The sequence below is a fragment of the Pristimantibacillus sp. Z349TD_6 genome (assembly GCF_056173205.1).
On record NZ_CM149662.1, the window covers coordinates 5,571,981 to 5,591,787 of the forward strand.

General features: G+C 43.0%; 17 protein-coding genes. 6 read left to right on the plus strand and 11 right to left on the minus strand.

Features of this window, described 5'->3' with window-relative positions; all coding sequences use genetic code 11:
- Positions 1-13: 13 nt before the first annotated feature.
- Together AC0VYE_RS24335 and AC0VYE_RS24340 are read right to left on the minus strand one after the other, a co-directional pair.
- On the minus strand, positions 14-1,768 hold the full coding sequence (locus tag AC0VYE_RS24335) for a sensor histidine kinase (protein ID WP_475443153.1): 1,755 nt from the start codon (positions 1,766-1,768) through the stop codon (positions 14-16).
- A gap of 125 nt (positions 1,769-1,893) precedes the next feature.
- Entirely contained in the window at positions 1,894-2,568 is a 675-nt protein-coding gene (locus AC0VYE_RS24340; RefSeq protein ID WP_475443154.1) for a tetratricopeptide repeat protein, read from the minus strand.
- A 214-nt stretch (positions 2,569-2,782) separates the two neighbouring features.
- On the opposite strand from AC0VYE_RS24340, the gene AC0VYE_RS24345 reads away from it, so the two are divergent.
- The 6 genes from AC0VYE_RS24345 (at position 2,783) to ptsP (ending at position 9,227) form a co-directional block, all read left to right on the plus strand.
- On the plus strand, positions 2,783-4,357 hold the full coding sequence (locus AC0VYE_RS24345; RefSeq protein ID WP_475443155.1) for a catalase: 1,575 nt from the start codon (positions 2,783-2,785) through the stop codon (positions 4,355-4,357).
- Positions 4,358-4,621: 264 nt separating this feature from the next.
- Positions 4,622-5,182: a PRD domain-containing protein gene (locus AC0VYE_RS24350; protein WP_076270213.1), complete on the plus strand. Its 561-nt coding sequence runs from the start codon at positions 4,622-4,624 to the stop codon at positions 5,180-5,182.
- A 12-nt stretch (positions 5,183-5,194) separates the two neighbouring features.
- Positions 5,195-5,695 carry a PTS sugar transporter subunit IIA gene (locus tag AC0VYE_RS24355; protein WP_475443156.1) on the plus strand — a complete coding sequence of 167 codons (501 nt, stop codon included), beginning with the start codon at positions 5,195-5,197 and terminating at the stop codon, positions 5,693-5,695.
- A 43-nt stretch (positions 5,696-5,738) separates the two neighbouring features.
- Complete coding sequence (nagE, locus tag AC0VYE_RS24360) at positions 5,739-7,190, plus strand: N-acetylglucosamine-specific PTS transporter subunit IIBC (RefSeq protein ID WP_076270215.1); 1,452 nt, start codon at positions 5,739-5,741, stop codon at positions 7,188-7,190.
- Between the two features lie 27 nt (positions 7,191-7,217).
- On the plus strand, positions 7,218-7,493 hold the full coding sequence (locus AC0VYE_RS24365; RefSeq protein WP_076270216.1) for an HPr family phosphocarrier protein: 276 nt from the start codon (positions 7,218-7,220) through the stop codon (positions 7,491-7,493).
- A 3-nt stretch (positions 7,494-7,496) separates the two neighbouring features.
- Complete coding sequence (ptsP, locus tag AC0VYE_RS24370) at positions 7,497-9,227, plus strand: phosphoenolpyruvate--protein phosphotransferase (protein WP_475443157.1); 1,731 nt, start codon at positions 7,497-7,499, stop codon at positions 9,225-9,227.
- A 53-nt stretch (positions 9,228-9,280) separates the two neighbouring features.
- On the opposite strand, the gene AC0VYE_RS24375 is transcribed toward ptsP, so the two are convergent.
- The 9 genes from AC0VYE_RS24375 to AC0VYE_RS24415 all read right to left on the minus strand — a co-directional run bounded on the left by AC0VYE_RS24375 (position 9,281) and on the right by AC0VYE_RS24415 (position 19,572).
- Positions 9,281-10,591: a GHKL domain-containing protein gene (locus tag AC0VYE_RS24375; RefSeq protein ID WP_076270218.1), complete on the minus strand. Its 1,311-nt coding sequence runs from the start codon at positions 10,589-10,591 to the stop codon at positions 9,281-9,283.
- A 62-nt stretch (positions 10,592-10,653) separates the two neighbouring features.
- The gene (locus AC0VYE_RS24380) at positions 10,654-12,243 is read right to left on the minus strand and encodes a sensor domain-containing diguanylate cyclase (RefSeq protein WP_475443158.1); all 1,590 of its coding nucleotides are present in this window, start codon (positions 12,241-12,243) and stop codon (positions 10,654-10,656) included.
- A gap of 172 nt (positions 12,244-12,415) precedes the next feature.
- Positions 12,416-12,799: an aspartyl protease family protein gene (locus tag AC0VYE_RS24385; protein ID WP_475443159.1), complete on the minus strand. Its 384-nt coding sequence runs from the start codon at positions 12,797-12,799 to the stop codon at positions 12,416-12,418.
- A complete protein-coding gene (locus tag AC0VYE_RS24390) occupies positions 12,796-13,044 on the minus strand; it encodes a hypothetical protein (RefSeq protein WP_441885970.1) in 249 nt (82 codons plus the stop codon). Before AC0VYE_RS24390 ends, AC0VYE_RS24385 begins: the two co-directional genes overlap by 4 nt.
- A 137-nt stretch (positions 13,045-13,181) precedes the next feature.
- On the minus strand, positions 13,182-13,406 hold the full coding sequence (locus AC0VYE_RS24395) for a helix-turn-helix domain-containing protein (protein WP_006040330.1): 225 nt from the start codon (positions 13,404-13,406) through the stop codon (positions 13,182-13,184).
- 125 nt (positions 13,407-13,531) lie between these two features.
- Complete coding sequence (locus AC0VYE_RS24400) at positions 13,532-14,203, minus strand: class D sortase (RefSeq protein WP_076270221.1); 672 nt, start codon at positions 14,201-14,203, stop codon at positions 13,532-13,534.
- Positions 14,204-14,219: 16 nt separating this feature from the next.
- Positions 14,220-14,666 (minus strand): GtrA family protein, encoded by a 447-nt coding sequence (locus AC0VYE_RS24405; RefSeq protein WP_076270222.1) that lies wholly within the window; start codon positions 14,664-14,666, stop codon positions 14,220-14,222.
- The gene (locus tag AC0VYE_RS24410) at positions 14,659-15,660 is read right to left on the minus strand and encodes a glycosyltransferase family 2 protein (RefSeq protein ID WP_076270223.1); all 1,002 of its coding nucleotides are present in this window, start codon (positions 15,658-15,660) and stop codon (positions 14,659-14,661) included. The genes AC0VYE_RS24405 and AC0VYE_RS24410 overlap by 8 nt, the downstream gene beginning before the upstream one ends.
- A 105-nt stretch (positions 15,661-15,765) precedes the next feature.
- Positions 15,766-19,572, minus strand: coding sequence for a phospholipid carrier-dependent glycosyltransferase (locus AC0VYE_RS24415; protein WP_475443160.1), 3,807 nt, complete (start codon positions 19,570-19,572; stop codon positions 15,766-15,768).
- Between the last annotated feature and the right edge of the window lie 235 nt (positions 19,573-19,807).

Genomic DNA, 19,807 nt, shown 5'->3' on the forward strand with positions numbered 1-19,807 from the left:
GCACAAAACAATATTATAATGGCATCTTCACAGTAAATGTTAATTTCCCAGCCGGCTCTGCTGCCACATAAACATCACCTTTATATTGCTTGGCAATTGTTTTTACAATCGATAAACCTAAGCCTTGATGATCCTGCTGCTTGGTGGAATAACCTGCTTCAAATATAGGATTCGAAATGGCAAGCTCCGCATCGTCACAATTATTTGTTACCGTAAATTCCAGCATGTCCGCCGTTTGTTTGCCGATAAGCGTAACATGGCGCCGATCCTCGGAGTATTTCAATACCTCATCAAAAGCATTATCGATCAAATTGCCAAGCATACGATTGACATCTAGCGTTCTAACGCCCATTTCCTGCATATTCAGTCCGGTAAAGGAGCAGCTGAATTGAATTTTGTTGCTTTCCGCTTGCGAGATTTTGGAACGAACCAAAGCTGCTATGGCCGGATTGCCAATATTGATAATATCGTTCATCAATCGAATATCACCAGTCAGCTCCTTCGTATAAGCAACGAGCTCATGCGATTTGTTAAGCTCTGCGAGAGAGTGAATGGTCTGGACATGATTCAAGAAATCATGCCTTTGCGCTCGAATAGACTGAAACATTTGATTAATCTCGTCCACATAGGTCTCCTGCGTGACGCGAACAACCTTGTCGCGAGAATGCCTGTAATATCTCATCGCAAACACAGCTATCAACAAACTGAAAAAGGTGACAATTAAAATAATAATGCCTAAATTCAGAAACTGAGCGTCCAGCTTATCCTGAATGACATGATAATCAGAGGTCATCATTAGCACATAGCTATTCATAGGCTGACCGTCACGATCGGTAATATTAATACCATGCTCATTAACAAATACCGGAATATACATTTTGAAAATCTCTTTGCCGCCGATATTCTCTCTTAACGTGACCGTCTTCTTAGAAAAGTACGCTTTGCGAACTAAATTCGTATCCTGCTTCGATTTAATATTATACGTGCCGTAAAAGATCGGTTCCTGCACTTTATGGCCTTGAACCTCGCCTTGCGGATTAATCGTATTTTTCCCATCAGGAAATGTCTCCGGATTAATAAAAGCAATTTCAAGCAATGAATCGCTGCTTTGAATTGAATTTTCAATCATGCGGTGAACACCTGTCGCATTCTCATACTTTTGTTGTCGCTCATAATCTACATAAGGATCAATAATATAGTTTGTAGCTCCGTCGTAGTAGTAACCCCATTTGTTAAGCTTATCAACATTTGTTGCCGATACCTCATAAGGTCCGCTCCAGAAGTTCGGAAGGGATTGTCCAAGCCAATTAACCGATGCATTTTTGTTTTCGAATAGCTGGTTGAACACCTCGTACCATGGCTTCCATTCTTTTGTACTAATATTGGTTTGCTTAGCATTGGATGATTTGTATAAAACAATGTCATCAGGCAATTCTTTGAGAAGGGTAATGTGGCTTAGGTCCAGCTTATCGCGCAGCTCCATGAGCTGCTCCGTCGTTACTTTCTCAATATCGGGATCAAGCGCATATTGAATTGCAATCGAGGCGGCGCGAAGTTCACGTCCAATCTGGTTTTGAAACTGTTCCGAGCCTTCGCGGGATTGCTCGAGCGAAATCTCCAGCCGCTTGGCATGTGTCAGAAGCTCTTCATTAAAGGAATCTTCCAGCGTTTTTTTTGTGAGAAAATAATAAGCCGTATTATTTAATAAAACTAAAACGACGATAATACTAATCGCCACAAGCCAAATGTTGCGTTGCATCTCAAGCATCTTGCCCTTCTATTTATTATAGCTTCCATTATGGATCATCCTAAACTAAACGACAATATGACAATCACTAACAAATGATTACAAATACATGAATATCAACCAAAGCGCTAGTATTTCGTTCTAGGTTAAACCGTCCATTTTTTGAAAAACAATCGAACGGCCCACTTGCGCTCCTGCCGCTTCTTATAACGAGGAAGCATACGATAAATTCGAAGTCCTTCTTCAATAGCTTTTTTGGCTTCAGCCGTATTGCCTAATTTCTTATATATCGTAGTAAGCTGATCATATGCCTCGCAGGATGAGGAGTTTATCGATTGAAAGGATTGGATATGCTTAAGCGCTTGCTCCGTTTGGCCATTCGAGAAATGAGCCGCTAGATTCAAGTATGGTGCACCGTATTTGACGCGTGGATTTAGCTCCAGCCCCCGAAGTATGCCTGCAACCCCATTTTCCTCATCACCGGTATATAAATAACTAGTCCCTAAGTCATCCCAAAATTCAGCTGATTCATCAAGCATAGGCTGCAGCGGGTCAAGCCATGTCAAAGCCTCTTTATACTTCTTTCTCTCAATTAAAAGACGAGCCAACTCATGCTTGGAGGACACATCATTTGGCGACCGATCAATTTGCTGTTTCAGTTTTTTTATTCTTGATATTCTTTTTAGTGGTTTAAATATGCTTGGCATTAACCCGACAAAACGACGATCAAGCACATACAGCAGGAGAAGCATGACAAGAATGGCTATAAACGGGTTGCCAAACAACCAAAATAAAAATATTAAAAGACTAAATTTTAACATATGGTCCTCCTGCACACTTTGTAATTAACATTCAATTCGTAAGCAAATCCATCATTTATTGTACAAATATGGTTCTATCATACCATAATCTTCACATTTTTCGAGCAAAAATAGCATTTCATTACTATATCTAATGTATGAATAATAAAAACTTGTATGACTTAAACTATACGCTAGAAATATCAATTGCATTAAATTGGAGGATGAAAACATCATGGCGACGAATGAGACACCAGATTCGACATTAACTGATCGGCAAGGTCACCCTATCTCAGACAATCAAAATATTCGTACTGTTGGCAATCGTGGTCCGTCGACACTGGAGAACTATCATTTCATCGAGAAAATATCTCATTTTGACAGAGAACGTATTCCAGAACGTGTTGTGCACGGCCGCGGCGCAGGTGCGCACGGTTATTTCGAGGCTTACGGCAAGCTTGGCGAAGAGCCCATTGCAAAATATACGAGAGCCAAACTATTTCAAGAGCCGGGCAAGCGTACGCCCGTATTCGTTCGTTTTTCTAGCGTTATTCACGGAGGCCATTCACCAGAAACGCTGCGCGATCCGCGCGGGTTCGCTACCAAGTTTTATACTGAAGATGGCAACTGGGATCTTGTCGGCAACAATCTGAAAATATTTTTCATACGGGATGCGATGAAATTTCCTGATATGGTTCATGCATTCAAGCCCGACCCAGTCACCAATGTACAAAGTATGGAACGTTTTTTTGATTTTGTATCTCAATCGCCGGAAGCTACCCATATGATTACCTTTTTGTTCTCGCCTTGGGGAATACCCGCAAACTATAGGCAAATGCAGGGCTCCGGCGTCAATACATACAAATGGGTTAATGCCGCAGGCGAAGGCGTACTCGTCAAATACCATTGGGAGCCGCTTCAAGGCATTCGCAACTTAAAACAAAGTGAAGCAGAGCAAATCCAAGGGAAAAATTTCAATCACGGAACCCAAGATTTGTATGAAGCCATCGAACGTGGTGAATTTCCAGCTTGGGAATTACAAGTGCAGTGGATGAGTGATGACGAGCATGAAGAGCTTGATTTTGACCCGCTGGACGACACAAAGCTTTGGGACCCTGAATTGTTCCCGATGCTGCCCGTTGGGAAGATGGTCTTAAACAAGAACCCGGAAAACTACTTTGCAGAAGTCGAGCAAGCGGCCTTTGGCACAGGCGTACTCGTAGATGGTCTAGATTTCTCTGACGATAAGATGCTGCAGGGCCGGACGTTTTCCTATTCTGATACTCAGCGCCACCGCGTCGGCTCCAACTACCTTCAATTGCCGATCAACGCACCGAAGAAACGTGTCGCCACCAATCAGCGTGACGGACAAATGGCTTTCTATATTGATATTGCACCAGGCCAAAATCCGCATGTCAATTATGAGCCGTCTACAATGGGCGGATTAACGGAAGCCCCAAAGCCGGGTGAGCCTCATGAGCCCTCCTATTCCGCAAAACTTGTAAAACAGCCTATCGATCGCCAAAACAATTTCAAACAAGCTGGGGAGACCTATCGCAAATTCGAGGACTGGGAGAAGGATGAGCTCATCGAAAATTTGGTAGATGCACTTAGCACATGCAGCACAGTTATTCGTGATCAAATGATTCAACATTTTACAGAAGCGGATCCCGAATATGGCAAACGTGTGAAGGAAGGACTACAGACAACCGATAAGCTCGGCAACAGCTCAAAACACGTTGGAACAACGCCTGCAAACGAAGGGATGGAGCTTTCTGAGGAGCTCGGTCATTCCACTGACGGTTATTGAAAATGATGAAAGTGATATTTTTCAAGTGAATATCCTCTTGACGAAAGCGTTTTACATTCTTATGATGTTAATATTCAAATGAATGGTGTTAAACATCATTTTATCGATTAAAACGATCAATCATATGGAATTGGCGTGTTACTCACTAAAAGAGGCATGAGCCAAGAACAGATTACCTTCTAATTTCCTTTTAGAACGGTTTTCTTTTCTTGGCTCTTTTTTTTGCCAGATGGGCACCTTAATGACAAAGGAGGGATTTCAAGTATGGCTCGCGCCTTTCGGGTTGAACGCGCAATCGGCAACAATGTGTTATTAACAATTGATGTGCAAACGGAGAAAGAATACGTCATTTTTGGCAAAGGATTAGGGTTCAGTCTTAAAGCCGGACAAATTATTGATCGAACCGATAACCGAATAGAAAAACGATTTCGTTTGGACGATTCCGAACAAATGAAGAAATATCACACGTATCTTGAAGAAATCGATCCAACCATCATTGATATGACAGAGCGAATAGCCGATTACATCAAACAGAAAACGGGTGTCGAAGTAAACCCGAAACTATATTTCACACTGCCGAGCCACATCCAATTTGCTGTTTATCGACTTCACAATGGCATGGATATTGTTAATCCCTTTCTAAACGAGACGAAACAGAGCTTTCCTTTAGAGTTCGAAATTGCCGCCAAATTGGCTGAGTGGATTAGTGAGCAATTCCATGTTGGCATCCCGGAAGAAGAAATAGGGTTTTTATCGTTTCATGTTTATTCTGGAATTCACAATGTACCGGTAGGGCAACTTATTAAACAAGCAGACCAACACTAGGAGGATATTATTATGCTATCTAAACTTTTTGGAAAGTCAAAACAAAAAACAATTGAAGTATCAGCACCCTTGTCAGGAAAGGTCGTACCGTTAACCGCTGTTCCTGATGAAGCTTTCGCAGGCAAACATATGGGTGACGGACTTGCAATTGAGCCGTCTGAAGGGACAATCGTCGCACCTTTCGATGGTACTGTATCTCATCTTATTCATACCAATCATGCCATTATTATTGAGCATGCATCAGGCCTGCAGCTTCTCATTCACATCGGCATCAATACTGTAGCTCTAAATGGCGATGGTTTTGAGGCTCATGTAGCTTCAGGTGACACCTTTCAAGCCGGTGATGCACTTATAACATTTGATCGCGCCAAAATCGAAGCTGCAGGTTATCCATCCATCACACCTATCGTTGTCGCAAACGAGGATGATGTGAAGCAGTTGGAGCATTTGATCACCAGCGGTTCTGTCACAGCTGGCAAGGAGCTTCTGCTCAAGGCAGCTATGAACGGCTAAAGAAGCACCACTACACTTGCATAAGAAAAGAGGACGAATAACTATGCTGGCCTTCCTACAAAAAATAGGTAAAGCATTAATGCTTCCAGTCGCCGCTCTTCCAGCGGCTTCCATCCTGCTTCGTTTCGGTAATATTGACTATGTAAAAGACTTTCACATGGGTAGCGCAGGAGAGTTTATTAATCAATACATCGCACCGTTTCTTGCTGCTGGCGGCGCCGCAATTTTCGATAACTTACCGCTCATATTTGCCGTCGGTGTTGCCATTGGACTTGCTGGTGATGCAGTTGCCGCACTGGCTGCCGTTATCGCGTACCAAGTACTTGTAACCGTTCAAATTAAAGTGCCGCTCGTCTTTACCAACATCGTTGGAAAAGATGTTGAACTCAACATGGGCGTCCTTGGCGGTATTATTGCTGGTTTGATTTCAGCGTACTTATATAAAAGATTCCATACGATTAAGCTGCCCGACTGGCTTGGCTTCTTCAGCGGCAAACGATTTGTCCCTATCATAACCTCGCTCGTTATGGTTATCGTTGCTCTCTTGCTCGGTCTTGTTTGGGGTCCTGTTCAAATGGCGCTGGATACTTTTGGCCGCTGGGTCGTTGGTTTTGGTGGAATCGGCTCCTTCGTTTTTCTTACAGCAAACCGACTGCTTATTCCTACCGGCTTGCATCATGTTATTAATTCCATCGCTTGGTTCCAAATCGGTGATTATACAGATGCAACAGGCAAAGTTGTGCACGGTGACTTGTATCGCTTTTTCGCTGGAGACAAAACAGCGGGCATGTTTATGACTGGCTTTTTCCCGATTATGATGTTTGCACTGCCAGCAGGCGCGCTTGCGATTATCCACACAGCTCGCAAAGAGAAGCGCAAGCTCGTTGCTTCCATATTTATTGGTACGGCATTTGCTTCATTCCTGACAGGAATTACAGAACCGCTTGAATTTGCTTTTATGTTCGCAGCACCGTTTCTATTTGTCATTCATGCCATTTTAACGGGGTTATCCGGCTTCATCCTCTACCAGCTGGAGGTTAGGCATGGGTTTGGCTTCTCAGCAGGCTTTATTGATTATGCGATCAATTATCAGCTCGCAACGAATCCGCTGCTTATTATTCCGGTGGGCCTTGCCTTTGCCGTCGTGTATTATTTCTTATTTCGCTTTATCATCGTCAAATTCAATATTAAGACGCCAGGTCGCGAAGATGAGACAGCCGAGGACAAAGCCGATAACAAAGAAAAGACTGCAGCCGCATCTGGCAGTAAAGCAGAAAATGTGCTGCATGCGCTCGGCGGATCTTCAAATATCGTCGGTCTAGATGCTTGTATTACACGTCTTCGCTTAGTCGTGAAGGATGAATCGATTGTCAATGATACACAGCTCAAGGGCATGGGCGCAGCAGGCATTATCCGTTTAGGCAAAGGCGCCGTGCAAGTTATATTCGGCACGCAGTCCGAACAGTTGAAAGACGAAATCAAAAAAATAATGTAACAACAACCATAATAGGAGTGAAAAACGATGAAAAACAGCTTTGTTATACAAAATCCATTTGGCATACATGCAAGACCAGCACGCAAGATCGTTGAAGCAGCAAAGGCATTCACAGGAACAGTTACACTAGAGAAGGATGGCAAAAGCTTCAATGCCAAAAGTCTAGTTCATGTCATCTCCGTTGGGGCAAAACTTGGAGACAGCATTGCCGTTTCTGCTGAGGGTGAGCACGCTGAGGCTGTTGTAGCAGCTATCGGAGAGATTCTTGTCTCTATTGAGGCGCATGCAGAAAAGGGGCAATAAGAGATGATGCTTCAAGGAATTGCCGCATCTCCTGGATATGCGATCGGCGTAGCTAAAGTATTGTCAACAAAACCTCTCCAGATCGAGAAGGTTCACTTGGAAGACAATCAATTGGACGATGAAATTAAACGTTTTGAAGCTGCAATTGCTTCAACTCATGAAGAGCTTGAAGCCATCCATGCCAAGCTGATTGCTCAGAACAAAGAGCATGAGGCAGAAATATTTGAAGCGCATCTGATGCTGCTCGAGGATGAAGAGCTCATCGATCGCTCGAAAGAGATCGTCAGATCCGAACGGATCAATGTAGAATTCGTCTTTTTCAACACCTCTGAAGAGATTGCAGAAATGATTGGAGGGCTGGATGATCCCTATTTGAAGGAAAGAGCAGCCGATATTCGTGACGTAAGCCTACGTGTATTACACAAGCTGCAAGGCATTTCATCAACATCCTTGAATGATGAGTCAGGTTCTATCATTTTGTTTGCAGAAGATTTAACACCTTCGGATACGGCTCAGCTCGATCCAAGCAAAGTGATTGGCTTCGCAACGCAAGCAGGCGGGCGCACTTCCCACTCTGCCATTATTGCAAGGTCTATCGGCATTCCTGCTATTGTCGGAATCGGCAGTTCCATGGAGCAGGCAGTGAAAAACGGCCAAACCGTCATTATTGACGGGACAGATGGTCATATTTACGTGGACCCGGATAATGAAACGTTAACTCGATATTCACAATTGCAAAAGCAGCAGCTTGAAAGCAAGCAATTTTATCAAACCTTTATGAATCAGCCTTCCGTAAGCAGCGATGGCGTACAGGTTGAGCTTGTAGCTAATATCGGCTTAGTTAAGGATGCAGAGCTTGCCGCTGCGGCAGGAGCTGAAGGCATCGGACTCTTTCGTACCGAGTTTCTATATATGGACACAGCTGGGCTGCCCTCCGAGGATACACAGTTTGAAGCTTATCGCAAAGCAGCAGAAGCGTTTGGAGGCAATTCGCATATCGTCATCCGAACGATAGATATTGGCGGAGACAAGGAAATTGATTACCTCAACCTGCCTAAGGAAGACAACCCCTTCCTTGGTTACCGTGCCATTCGTATCTGCTTGGATCGACCGGATATGTTCAAGACACAACTTCGGGCGATTTTGCGGGCCAGCGCATACGGCAACTTAAAAATTATGTTCCCTATGATTGCTACACTGGGTGAATGGCGCCAAGCTAAAGCTATGCTGGAAGAAACAAAGCAGGAACTGACCAAAGCAGGTATTCCCTTTAACGCTGGGATCGAAGCCGGCATCATGATCGAAATTCCAGCAGCGGCTCTACTAGCGGATTTATTCGCCAAGGAAGTTGATTTCTTCAGTATCGGAACAAACGATTTAGTTCAGTATACATTTGCTGCAGATCGTATGAATCCTAAGCTTTCCTATCTAAACGACCCGCTTCATCCAGCTATTTTACAGCTCATTAATCGTGTTATTGCAGCCGCTCATGCTCATGGCAAATGGGTGGGGATGTGCGGTGAAATGGCGGGCTCGAAGCATGCACTGCCGATCCTGCTCGGTCTAGGTTTAGACGAGTTTAGTATGAGCGCAAGTGCAATACTTCCTGCTCGCGCTTTGCTCGCAAATCTATCTCAGCAGGAAATGAAGCAGATAACGCAGGCCGTTCTAGCACTAGGCTCAGCTGAAGAGGTTAAAGCCTATGTGGAGCAGCATGTTTCTGGAATAGTATAAAATTTCTGCAAAAGAGGCTGTACTGCATCAGAATGCGGTACAGCCTCTTTTATTTAGATTCGGATTTGAATACGAACCTTGCCTTCTTCATATTGAAATTTAAGCTCACCCTTATATTTCTCCACCGTTCTCCTTACTATAGAGAGACCGTTTCCTCGTAAGACAGAACCCTTTGCTTTCGTAGTAAAACCATATTGGAAGAAGCTCTTCTGCTCCTCATCCGTAAGCACGGCTGGATTCTCGATTATAAATATATATTTTCCATGTTCCGCTTTACATTGCACTTGAATCTCCTGCGTTATATACCCAGCATTTGATTCCACCGCTTCAATCGCATTATCCAACAAATTAGAAAATAATTTGACTAAGTCCATCGATTCTATTTTATCGAATGCATCATAATCTGTAGCGAAGCTTATAATTATATTTTTCGAATGCGCCAGCTCCCTCTTGCTCTGGAACAGCACCATTAAAATCGGATTTTTTATATGCAGCGACAGGTTTAGCGTTTTGGATTCCTCGGTTAGCTGTTTTAAATAATCATGTGCCTTATCATACCTTCGGATGTCCATTAATCCATTCAACACCTGGAGATGATTCATAAGATCATGACGACTTGATTTGATGGTCTCTACAATTTTGCCCAACTCGGAAATGTATACCTTCTCAGATTCACGCATGTCCTGATGAAGCCTGGCTTTGTACCATTTGTTAAGCACATAGACACCAGCTAGCAGCAATAAAGCAAACAGGACATCCACTCCGAAAATAAACATATTATTTTGGACAACATACTTGCCCACATGGCCTAAATCCTTCGCAGCGATATCGATCCCCACAACACCAAGCACCGTGCCATCCTCATCAAAGAATGGAACCCCGACGGACATATAGGATTCGCTTATCCTATCATGTAACACTCCTGTGGAATATTTTAACCCTCTTTTAGCCATCTCCACTTGATTAGAAGGAACGGTACAAGGAAAACCAATCGGTATATCTTTTATATGAGACGGAAATGCGTTAACCATTACTTTGGAAACATCGGTATCATCTAAAAGCAGAATATAAATATAGAGCGCATTTATACGTTTCCGATACTCCTCCAAATACAGCTTTATTTTTTTACGATTCTCATCATCCGTTTTCGTTAGTAGAAATTGCTTATAAGCAACTTTATCTAAACCATTTGCTGCATCCGTAGCGATTTCCGTATACTGCTTCGCCAGCGTGATCTCCGCTGACTTCGTTGTATAGTGATAGGTGGAGATGAGTTTAAGTCCGACAAGCATACTTATGATTGCAATGGATAAAACGATAAAATAAATCATTCTTTTTTTTGTATACACTAGGTCTGGTTTCATTAGCTTAATCCTTTTCAGTACATCAATAATTGATAATAATCAGATATTTCAGAGGCGGCATATTAGTCAGCCATTACCGTCTGGTTTCTTCCAGCGTGCTTGGCCTTATATAGTGCTTGATCTGCAAGTGAAAATAATTCATCTGCTGTTTGTGCATGGGAAGGAAACTGAGCTACGCCAAGCGAAACGGTAACCATCTGCTTCAGATGATTTTCGCTGCTTGCCATCGTTGTACGAATTCGCTCAGCCGTTTCAAAGGCAGCATCCGGCGCGGCATTCGGCAGCAGGACAACGAACTCTTCCCCTCCATAACGGCTGCAAAGGTCATCAGATGTTACAGAAAACCTGACAATGTCAGCCAAATGCTGAAGCACTCTGTCACCTTCCTGATGCCCATATGTATCATTAATGGTTTTAAAGCGATCAATATCCAGGACGACAATGGAGTAAGGCTTCTTTTCTTCTATCCATTTTTTCATAATCGTTTCTAACGTTCTTCTATTATTTAATCCGGTCAAAGCATCCGTCATAGCCGCTTGTGTCAACCGATCGGTTTCCGTTTTAATACCGTTCATAGCAAGTATGACCGTGCTCGTTAATAAATCCGCTTCTCTGTTCCAATGATGCTTCATGGCGGGTATGGAAACTTCTTCTTTCCCCATTTTGCTGACGATATTCGCAAGCGTTACAAAAGGTTTAGCCAATCGGCGGGCAAGAAAGGTCGTCACGAGCATCAAAAGAATAAAGGGTATGAGCGTGTATAATAGGATCGCTTGTATATGATTGTTCAACTGCTCCTTCACGATACTTATTGGTGAAAGCACAACGATCCCCCATTGATTCTCGGGGACGTAGGAGTAACCAGCAAGCCATTTCACACCATCTTCATCTACGGCGAGCTCTTGTCCACTCTGCCCCTTAATCAACTTCTGAACGATCAGATTCGAGGTACTATCCTTTCCGATCTGACTTTTATCAGGATCATACACCAAGTGGCCATCTGAACCTACTACATAGAAATAGGAACCGTTATGGTCAAGGTTATCATTACCGAATATCATATTTAGAACGTTATTTTGTTGCAAATAGAGGCTTCCACCGATATAGCCCCGGTACACACCCTTTTGATCAAACAAAGGCTCACTAATAAATACCATGAGATTATTCGTTGTCGCGCTCGTATAAGGCTTTGACAAATATGGCTTTCGTGAGGCCAATGCTTCCTTCGCAGCGGCTGTTTTTATAGGCTCGCCTGCCTTGCCAATCGATGAAGGGGACAGTGTACGCATGATACCATTCTCATCAACTACGGCAATCGAATTAAAATAGTTGCTGCTATTGCGAATGAGATCAAGATATTTTCCGGAATCTGATTGCTTCATATCACTATTCAAAGAATAAAAGTCTGCCGCGTTTTTAAGACTGCTTCGCATCGACTCAAATAATGAATCCATTGTCATGCTCATTTTTGATGCGGTTGAAAGATTAAGTGTAAGTGTTGTTTCATACAACGCTTGTTTCTTGGACTGGTAGGATGCAAAAAGCAAAATGGTTAACATGATCAAAACCGAAACAGAGACTAAACCAATCATTAGCGTCGTCAGGCTCACTTTTCTCTTTTGGATAGCTTGTTTTACATGTAAAAGCGACACAGCGATACCTTCTTTGTTTATGATATTACTAATTATTCGACGAGATTCGACAAATACCTCTTTCCTAGCTGGTTTATTTTCCATAATTAGATAATCAATTTCAATAATTGCCCATTAATCGATTTTAAAAAAATAAGACAGCACCTTGTCACAGTGCCGTCCGATTAGGTTGCTAGTTAGAATTAGGCTTGTAGAGCTCAAGCTTGTCCATGTCCATAATAAAACCATGTGTTTTTAGAATATCCAGTCCTAGCAACCCCTTATGAGAGTTGGGAAGCATACCAACATCTACCTCTATTTGCTCTGCTTTAAGATTATCAAGCTGGATAAAGTCCATTACTTTTGTATAAAAAGGAACGGTCCCACCAATGCCATATGCCTCATAAACGGCGTCTCCTTTTTCATATGTTACTCCAATAGTATCCAAGATATCAGGGCTGAAAACCGTGTGTAATGAGCCTGTATCTATAATAATATCGCTGATCTGTAACGTTTTCCCACGATAACAAAGAGTGATTTTAGTGGTTAGGAGCTGTCCGTCATCATTCATCTTCATGAACCACGCCTCACTCGCAATAGCGGGTCCTTACGCAAATGGATTACACAATCCTCATTCGATGTGTGATAAACAATACTTCCAGGCTCTGCGCTAAAAAACGCTTTGTTCGCATCTTCCGTCGGAATCGTCTTTATTGGCGCAACTTCCGTTACGATTTTTTTATCTTCTTGTATTTTGTATTCAAGTATGGAAAGCAAAACAAATTGGTCGGGAAACAATTCTCTGACTTCCTGCCATTTCATCGTTACATCCCTCCTACTGTCATTTATGTATTTATTTTAGCATAAAAAATCATCTCCCATTGTCCAAATCCATGCAACTATTAAATCAAAAAATAAGACAGCACCTTGTCACAGTGCCGTCCGATTAGGTTGCTATGTTAGATTTGTAATTCACCAAGCTTGATTAGCTCGACAACCGCTTGTGAACGACCTTTTACGTTCAGCTTTTGCATGACATTAGAAATATGGTTGCGGACGGTCTTCTCGCTGATGAATAGTTGTTGTGCAATATCTCTTGTTGTCTTGTCCTGTACTAACAGCTCGAATACCTCGCGTTCACGATGCGTCAATAAAAACTTGCTCTTATGGTCGCTACCCTTCAATGTTTGTCACCCCTCCTTGCGCGGGTTTTTATGGTTTAACAAGGTTAAGGGATACAGTCAACTTATACTATGAAGGGGCGATACCATTGGTGCTGTTATGAAGGGAAAATGGGCTCTGCTGCCCATTATATTTTTGCATGAATGATGAGCCGATGCGTGGGGTTTACTATGGGATCACAGGTGATCAAAGTCAGCAGCTTATCTTTATTGTTGTAATTAAGAACAGATACGTCTGTCGGATCTACAATGGATACTTTATAAACGGTATATGTGAAGCTTTCATCTTTTGTATCCACGACGATTTTATCTCCGACCTCAACTTCCCCAAGCCGATTAAACAGCCTTCCTTTAGAGCGCATCCGATGGCCGGCTATAGCTGCGTTGCCGACTTTGCCTATTGCAGTTGTTTCCTTTAAGTGAGCAGTAGCCGATTTCATATTCTTCTGGGTGGCTCCCTCAACGACAGGAAGCTTAAGCTTTATTTTATCAATCTTAATCGTTGCAATGGGTGCAATCTTCTGTGCTTTTGGCGCCTCTGTAGGGGTTGCTTCTGGTGTAGCTGCATCCGTCGGTGATTGAATCGGCGTCTCGGTCGCTGCGGATTGCTCGTTGAAAAGATCCGTTAATTGCTCATATTGCTGCTGCGCTTGCTGCTCTGCGCTCACATCAAAGCTCGCCTCATCCCAAGTAGCCATCAGCTTATCCTGCTGACGGTTCTCGTACCATTCATTCGCTTTTGGATAGAGCAATATGAGAATACCTACAATCACTAATGCATAAGAGAGTATTCTTTTCATTTTTCCCCACCTTCCGCTAGCTGGCCTCAGTCTGTGGTCCTTTCGCCTCGAAAACCCATTTCTTGCTTCCGTAAAAGTTAAGCGCAACGGTTACCACCGTTACAATCAGCTTTGAGACGACCTCATTCAAACCCCACCACTCGTTCAAGGCCATAAGCAGCAGTAAAGTAATACCTAGTATGATGCCGTTCCATACGATGAATCTCATACCTCTATTTAGCTGCTGCGGGCTTGTAGCTTCATTTTCCCTCTTCCTAAAAGTATATCGGCTATTTAGCACATAGCTGTTAATCATTCCAGCTCCGTATGCGATCACCTGTGCAAGTAAATAATACGCACCAAACCAAATGAGGAGTGTGAACATCAGAAAATCGATTAACGTATTAAGAAGTCCAACTAAATTGAACTTTACAAATTGTGCGATGAATCCTCTAGCTGCTCGTTTTGATGTTGCGTTAGACATATTTTTTAACCCGATCTTGTTCAGCAGACTCTGAAGATTGATTGTCTTCTTTCGCAGGAAACCCTTGAGCTTCGCGAACGATGTATAAAGGGCGGTTTTTGGATTCTTCATAAATCCGGCCTATATACTCCCCAATTATGCCTAAGAGCATCAATATAATGCCGTTAAACAAAAGATTAACTGCCACAATGGAAGCCCAGCCAGCAATCGTGGTGCCCGTAAACAGCTTCTGGAATATAACGACTAACAAATACAAAAAGCTCGTAATTGATAATGTAAAGCCAACATAGGTGGCAATTTTCAATGGTTTATAAGAGAAGGAGGTAATTCCGTCTATGGCAAAAGAAATCATTTTTTTCAGCGGATATTTGGTTTCGCCTGCAAAACGTTCTTCCCGCTCATATTCGACCATCGTCTGACGGAAACCGATCCAACTAACCAAGCCGCGAACGAACCGATTTTTTTCCTTCAAGCCGCGCAGCACATCGCATACCTTCCGGTCGATCAAACGGAAATCCCCCGTATCTACGGGAATATCCACATTCGTTAAGCTGCGCAGCGTGCGATAAAACAGCTTAGCGGTTATTTTCTTGAACATCGTCTCGCCTTTGCGCTTAAGACGTTTGCCATAAACAACCTCAAAGCCTTCCTTCCATTTGGCGATCATATCGATAATGACCTCTGGAGGATCTTGTAGATCCGCATCAATGACGACGATCGCATCACCCTGCGCATAATCCATCCCCGCTGAAATCGCGATTTGATGACCAAAATTACGTGAAAAATTAATCATTCGGACATTTGGATCGAAATCGCAGATCATGGAAACTAATTCGACCGTACGATCTTTACTTCCATCATTGACGAAAATAAGCTCATAACACTCGTTCGTGCTGTCCATGACCAGCTTCAGCCGCTCATACGTATGCTCGATAACCTCTTCTTCGTTGTACATAGGAACGATAACACTGTATTTTACAGCCGATTGTTTCATCCAGATACCCCTTTCTTCAAGCAAAAACGCCTTCCTTAGACGCTGAAGTAGCTTTGACGGTGAAATATAAGAACAGTATGAGAAAACGATATACTTTCTTATATTTTAAAATAACCAGCTTGGGAACCAGCGCAGAACATGCTCTACATACCAGGTCTTTACAGTCATACCGGATAGCGCAGGATAGTACATCACAAACAACAATATCGCTACTGCCACAAAAACATTTCGAATCAGCTTAAAGTTTGGCCGTTTCTCTTCGATTATTTTAAACATGTAGACCAAGCTCAGAATAATGAACGGCACCATTGCAAAATAGTGATAAAGGAACGTAAGCCTTGTTACAAGCATCCAAGGCACATATTGCGCTAGAAACGCGATCCATATCGTATACATCGCTTTATCTTTCCGCTTGATACTCATCCATATCGTCGCTGCCATCGCAAAAATGCCTGCCCACCAAATAAGCGGATTGCCCATTGCTACAATTGTGGATTTCATTCCTGCTGCCATATTGTCGCCTGAGTAATACCACACCGGCCTCTTCATGAACGGCCACTCCCACCATGAGGATGAGAATGGATGCGTCGATACCAGCTTGCTATGATAGCTGAACATATGCTTCTGATAATCCACTAGACTTTTTAAGGTATATCCTTCATCCATTACTGTCAGCACGGGAATGTAGGATAACGCATAAATCGCAAGCGGTATAACGATATAAAATACGAGACATACAGCAAGCGTTATGATCGTATATCGAGGAAATACGTTTATAATATGCTGCAGCTTGTCTTGGCTAAAGCCAGACTCTTTCTTATTCTCTTTCAGAACTCGCTTGGCAGCTGCATACTCCTTATAACGATCAAATAAAGATAAACCGAGCATAATAGCTAAGCCTGCGCCCCCATAGAGCACAATCCATTTGGAAGCTACACCGATTCCAAAAAAGAGACCGGCTAAAAACAACGGCAGCAAAGTAACACTCAGCTTTACCCTGTAGAAGCTTAAGGAATAATATTTGTGCATGAAATAAAACATTAGCATAATGAAAAACACGCCGTAAACGTCAATTGTTGCAATTCTAGTCTGCGTAAAATGCATAAAATCTGCTGCTAGTAAGGCAGTCGCCACACCAGCAAAAACAGTCGTTTTAAACAGCCTTCTCGCAAATACATACATTAACGGCAGCATTGCAATGCCAAACAGCGTGCCGGCAATACGCCAGCCAAACGGATTAAGCCCAAACAGCTTAATACCGATCGCAATTATAATTTTGCCAAGCGGTGGATGCGTATTCTCGTAAGCTACAATATGCTCCATATGCTCATAAGCAGTACGGGCATGATAAATTTCATCAAAATATGATCCGTTCATATAAGTCGCTTCATATTTCGCGCGCTGCTGTTCATCAAAGAGCAAAGGTACGCTGCCTCGTTTGGCATCCTTCGCCTGCTCATCATTAATACCGACGATTGATAACGGTATTTGGTTGCCTTGCTCGTAAATAGCCATCTCATGCATAGAGAAGCCTGTTTGAACCGTCGTAAGCTTCACATACCGAGCTGCGAGCGCCGCGGGCTGACTGTTCCAAGTAAATACAGCAACATGGCTGCTGTCGACCTCTATCAGATTGTCCCAGTCGGTCCCATTTTGACTAAATTCATATTTGTATTTTCCTGTTCCAACTCCGCCAAAGCTGTTGATGCGATCAAGCTGCTTAACCTCGCCCAAATCAACGTAAAAGCTTTGACCAACGGTCGAAGGCTGCCATGCGGTTGTCGGCCCCTTCATCTCGCCAAGCTGGAATAGCGCGACGACCGCATAAATTAGCGTAATCGCACCCATCCATATCCAATCCTTGCGCACAAGTCGTTCATTCTCTTGCTTCACTCTTGAGATCGCTTCAGCTTTGAAAGCTGTTAATATCTTGTGATCCGACTGCTTGCGTTCTTCCTCCAGCAGCGGGGCGATAGACTTCAATCTTCCGCGTGCATAATTATCATATCCGATATATAACAAGTAAAGCATCAATCCAACATTTGCTAACGAGCACAATAGAACAATTCCATTAAAAGGCACGTTCGTGCTCACTTTGCTGTAGTCAAGCACATAAGCAATATTGATGAAGCTCGTCAAGCTAAATCCGAAATACACCATCAACATCCTGCGATCGAGCGATTGTATAAAAGCAAAAATTCCAAGCAGCATTACTGGAAACAGATAACGCTCATGCATCTTCGTTACACCCATAAATACGACAACGATAAGCACCATCGCTATAAAATAAGAGCGCTTTGACGATTCATTGTCTCTCTTTAACAGTGCAAAAAAAGCGGAGATCGCTACGGCTGCAAAAATGAAAATATTCCCCCATGTTTTGAACGAAAACAGCAGCCACGTATCTTTAATCGGCTTCCAATTCGCATCGCTTAACGCATAGAAGTTGAATGCATTTAGCGTCGCATACGGATAAGAAGACAAGGTTCCTGAATACAGCTTAATGAGGCCCGACAAGCCGCTGTTGCCCCAGAAGAAAGGCAAAGCGAGCAATATAAACGTAGTTAAGCCGTAAAATGCGCTGACCGGAATCTTCTTCCAATCTTTCCGATATACGAACCACAAGAGCAGCACCGGCATGAATATAAATGCCTGCGGCTTAATAAGCGCTGCAATAGCAAACAAAACCGAAGCGCGCTCTATTTTATTTTCGACCAGTCCATGAATAGCCAGCACGAGTGCCAGCGCAAATATTGAATCCACTTGCCCCCATGCGGCAGAATCCACAATAATAGCTGGATTGAATAAGAAAAGAAGCGCTAATCCTAACGCTATCGAATAGCCTGCTTTCTTCTTGCCTATTTGGACAATGAAATAAGCAGCAGCCAAATCGGCTAAAATCGCCGGGAGCTTAAATAGAAGCATTGCCGCATTTGATCCTGAATCTAGCGACAGCATATCTTTTATTAAACCTAATACATACAGAATATAAATATAGCCGGGAGGGTAATCTACAAACATTCCCGAATGGTAAAATCCAGAAAGCCCCTGCTTCGCAGCTTGGTCAGCCCAAGCCATAAACAAAGCGATATCATTCGCATAACCACTGCTTGAAACAGCAATCCAAAGCCGCAAAATTAGCGCGCCGAGAAACACGAATACAAGAATGGTTTTATGTAAATGTTGTTTCTCGTCAAGCCAGCTTCGATCTCGAAACAGCTTCTTATAGATAAGTGCAAAAAACAAGGTAAACAGTGCGCCAAACAAAATAAGCGGAAGGACTGAGCCGCCCGAAGTCGATGCTTCAGTTCCTTGGCTTGTCTCCGTAGGGACTAAGCTGAACACCTCTGCACCGGATGGCGCCTTAGATACTTTCTCTACACTGACGTCATCAAAATAGGCTTTCCCGGTATTAATGCTCCCGTATCCGCCTAAACTAGCGCTGAACGTAATGCTCTTCTGGTCCTGGCCCGTCTTCGCATAAAACTCAACGTATGCCCATTTTCCATTTGTATCCTTCACTTCAGGATAAGTTACTGCTACGCCTTCAACGAAAAATAGAGCCCCTGTTGCATCCAAGCCTACTTGTTCCGTCTTCACGTACCCAGAAAATTTATATGTTGTTTTTGGTTTTACTTTTATCGTCTGTGTCCACCGCGAGTGATTAGCTTGCTTGTTCTCAAGCACGGCTGAATAGGTTCCTGTATGCGCTTCGGTATTATCAATCGTATACGAAGTAATTTGCTCTTCCTTCAAATACGCATCATGCGTCCAATCTGAAGGCGCTCCCTCCGCAACATTTTCAAAACCGGCATTGTTAAGCAGATTGCTTGCTGCGTTTGATACTGCCGCTGGCCATAGAAGGGTTAGGAGAAGGATGGTTATTGTAGCGCGACTAAACATATTCATCATCGTTCCGATTTCCACCTCATATTTGGAATAAAGTTGTCCATTTTATAATGAAATACAACTTAACTCTATGTGATATTAACCTCATGGTCAATGAAAAAGTGAAATTTCCACCGCTTTTTTAGCACGACGGAAAAGTCGACAGCGATAATAAAAAAGCATCCCTAATGGGATGCGCGAAATGCCACAATGGAATGTATGTTTTTCTGCATGCAAGCACTCTCGATTCAGCTTGAGG

Bases quoted from the DNA above. Each gene is read 5' to 3' on its own strand.
- AC0VYE_RS24335 (WP_475443153.1), bottom strand. From the start codon at position 1,768: ATGCTTGAGATGCAACGCAACATTTGGCTTGTGGCGATTAGTATTATC.
- AC0VYE_RS24340 (WP_475443154.1), bottom strand. From the start codon at position 2,568: ATGTTAAAATTTAGTCTTTTAATATTTTTATTTTGGTTGTTTGGCAAC.
- AC0VYE_RS24345 (WP_475443155.1), top strand. From the start codon at position 2,783: ATGGCGACGAATGAGACACCAGATTCGACATTAACTGATCGGCAAGGT.
- AC0VYE_RS24350 (WP_076270213.1), top strand. From the start codon at position 4,622: ATGGCTCGCGCCTTTCGGGTTGAACGCGCAATCGGCAACAATGTGTTA.
- AC0VYE_RS24355 (WP_475443156.1), top strand. From the start codon at position 5,195: ATGCTATCTAAACTTTTTGGAAAGTCAAAACAAAAAACAATTGAAGTA.
- nagE (WP_076270215.1), top strand. From the start codon at position 5,739: ATGCTGGCCTTCCTACAAAAAATAGGTAAAGCATTAATGCTTCCAGTC.
- AC0VYE_RS24365 (WP_076270216.1), top strand. From the start codon at position 7,218: ATGAAAAACAGCTTTGTTATACAAAATCCATTTGGCATACATGCAAGA.
- ptsP (WP_475443157.1), top strand. From the start codon at position 7,497: ATGATGCTTCAAGGAATTGCCGCATCTCCTGGATATGCGATCGGCGTA.
- AC0VYE_RS24375 (WP_076270218.1), bottom strand. From the start codon at position 10,591: ATGAAACCAGACCTAGTGTATACAAAAAAAAGAATGATTTATTTTATC.
- AC0VYE_RS24385 (WP_475443159.1), bottom strand. From the start codon at position 12,799: ATGAAGATGAATGATGACGGACAGCTCCTAACCACTAAAATCACTCTT.
- AC0VYE_RS24390 (WP_441885970.1), bottom strand. From the start codon at position 13,044: ATGAAATGGCAGGAAGTCAGAGAATTGTTTCCCGACCAATTTGTTTTG.
- AC0VYE_RS24400 (WP_076270221.1), bottom strand. From the start codon at position 14,203: ATGAAAAGAATACTCTCTTATGCATTAGTGATTGTAGGTATTCTCATA.
- AC0VYE_RS24405 (WP_076270222.1), bottom strand. From the start codon at position 14,666: ATGTCTAACGCAACATCAAAACGAGCAGCTAGAGGATTCATCGCACAA.
- AC0VYE_RS24410 (WP_076270223.1), bottom strand. From the start codon at position 15,660: ATGAAACAATCGGCTGTAAAATACAGTGTTATCGTTCCTATGTACAAC.
- AC0VYE_RS24415 (WP_475443160.1), bottom strand. From the start codon at position 19,572: ATGATGAATATGTTTAGTCGCGCTACAATAACCATCCTTCTCCTAACC.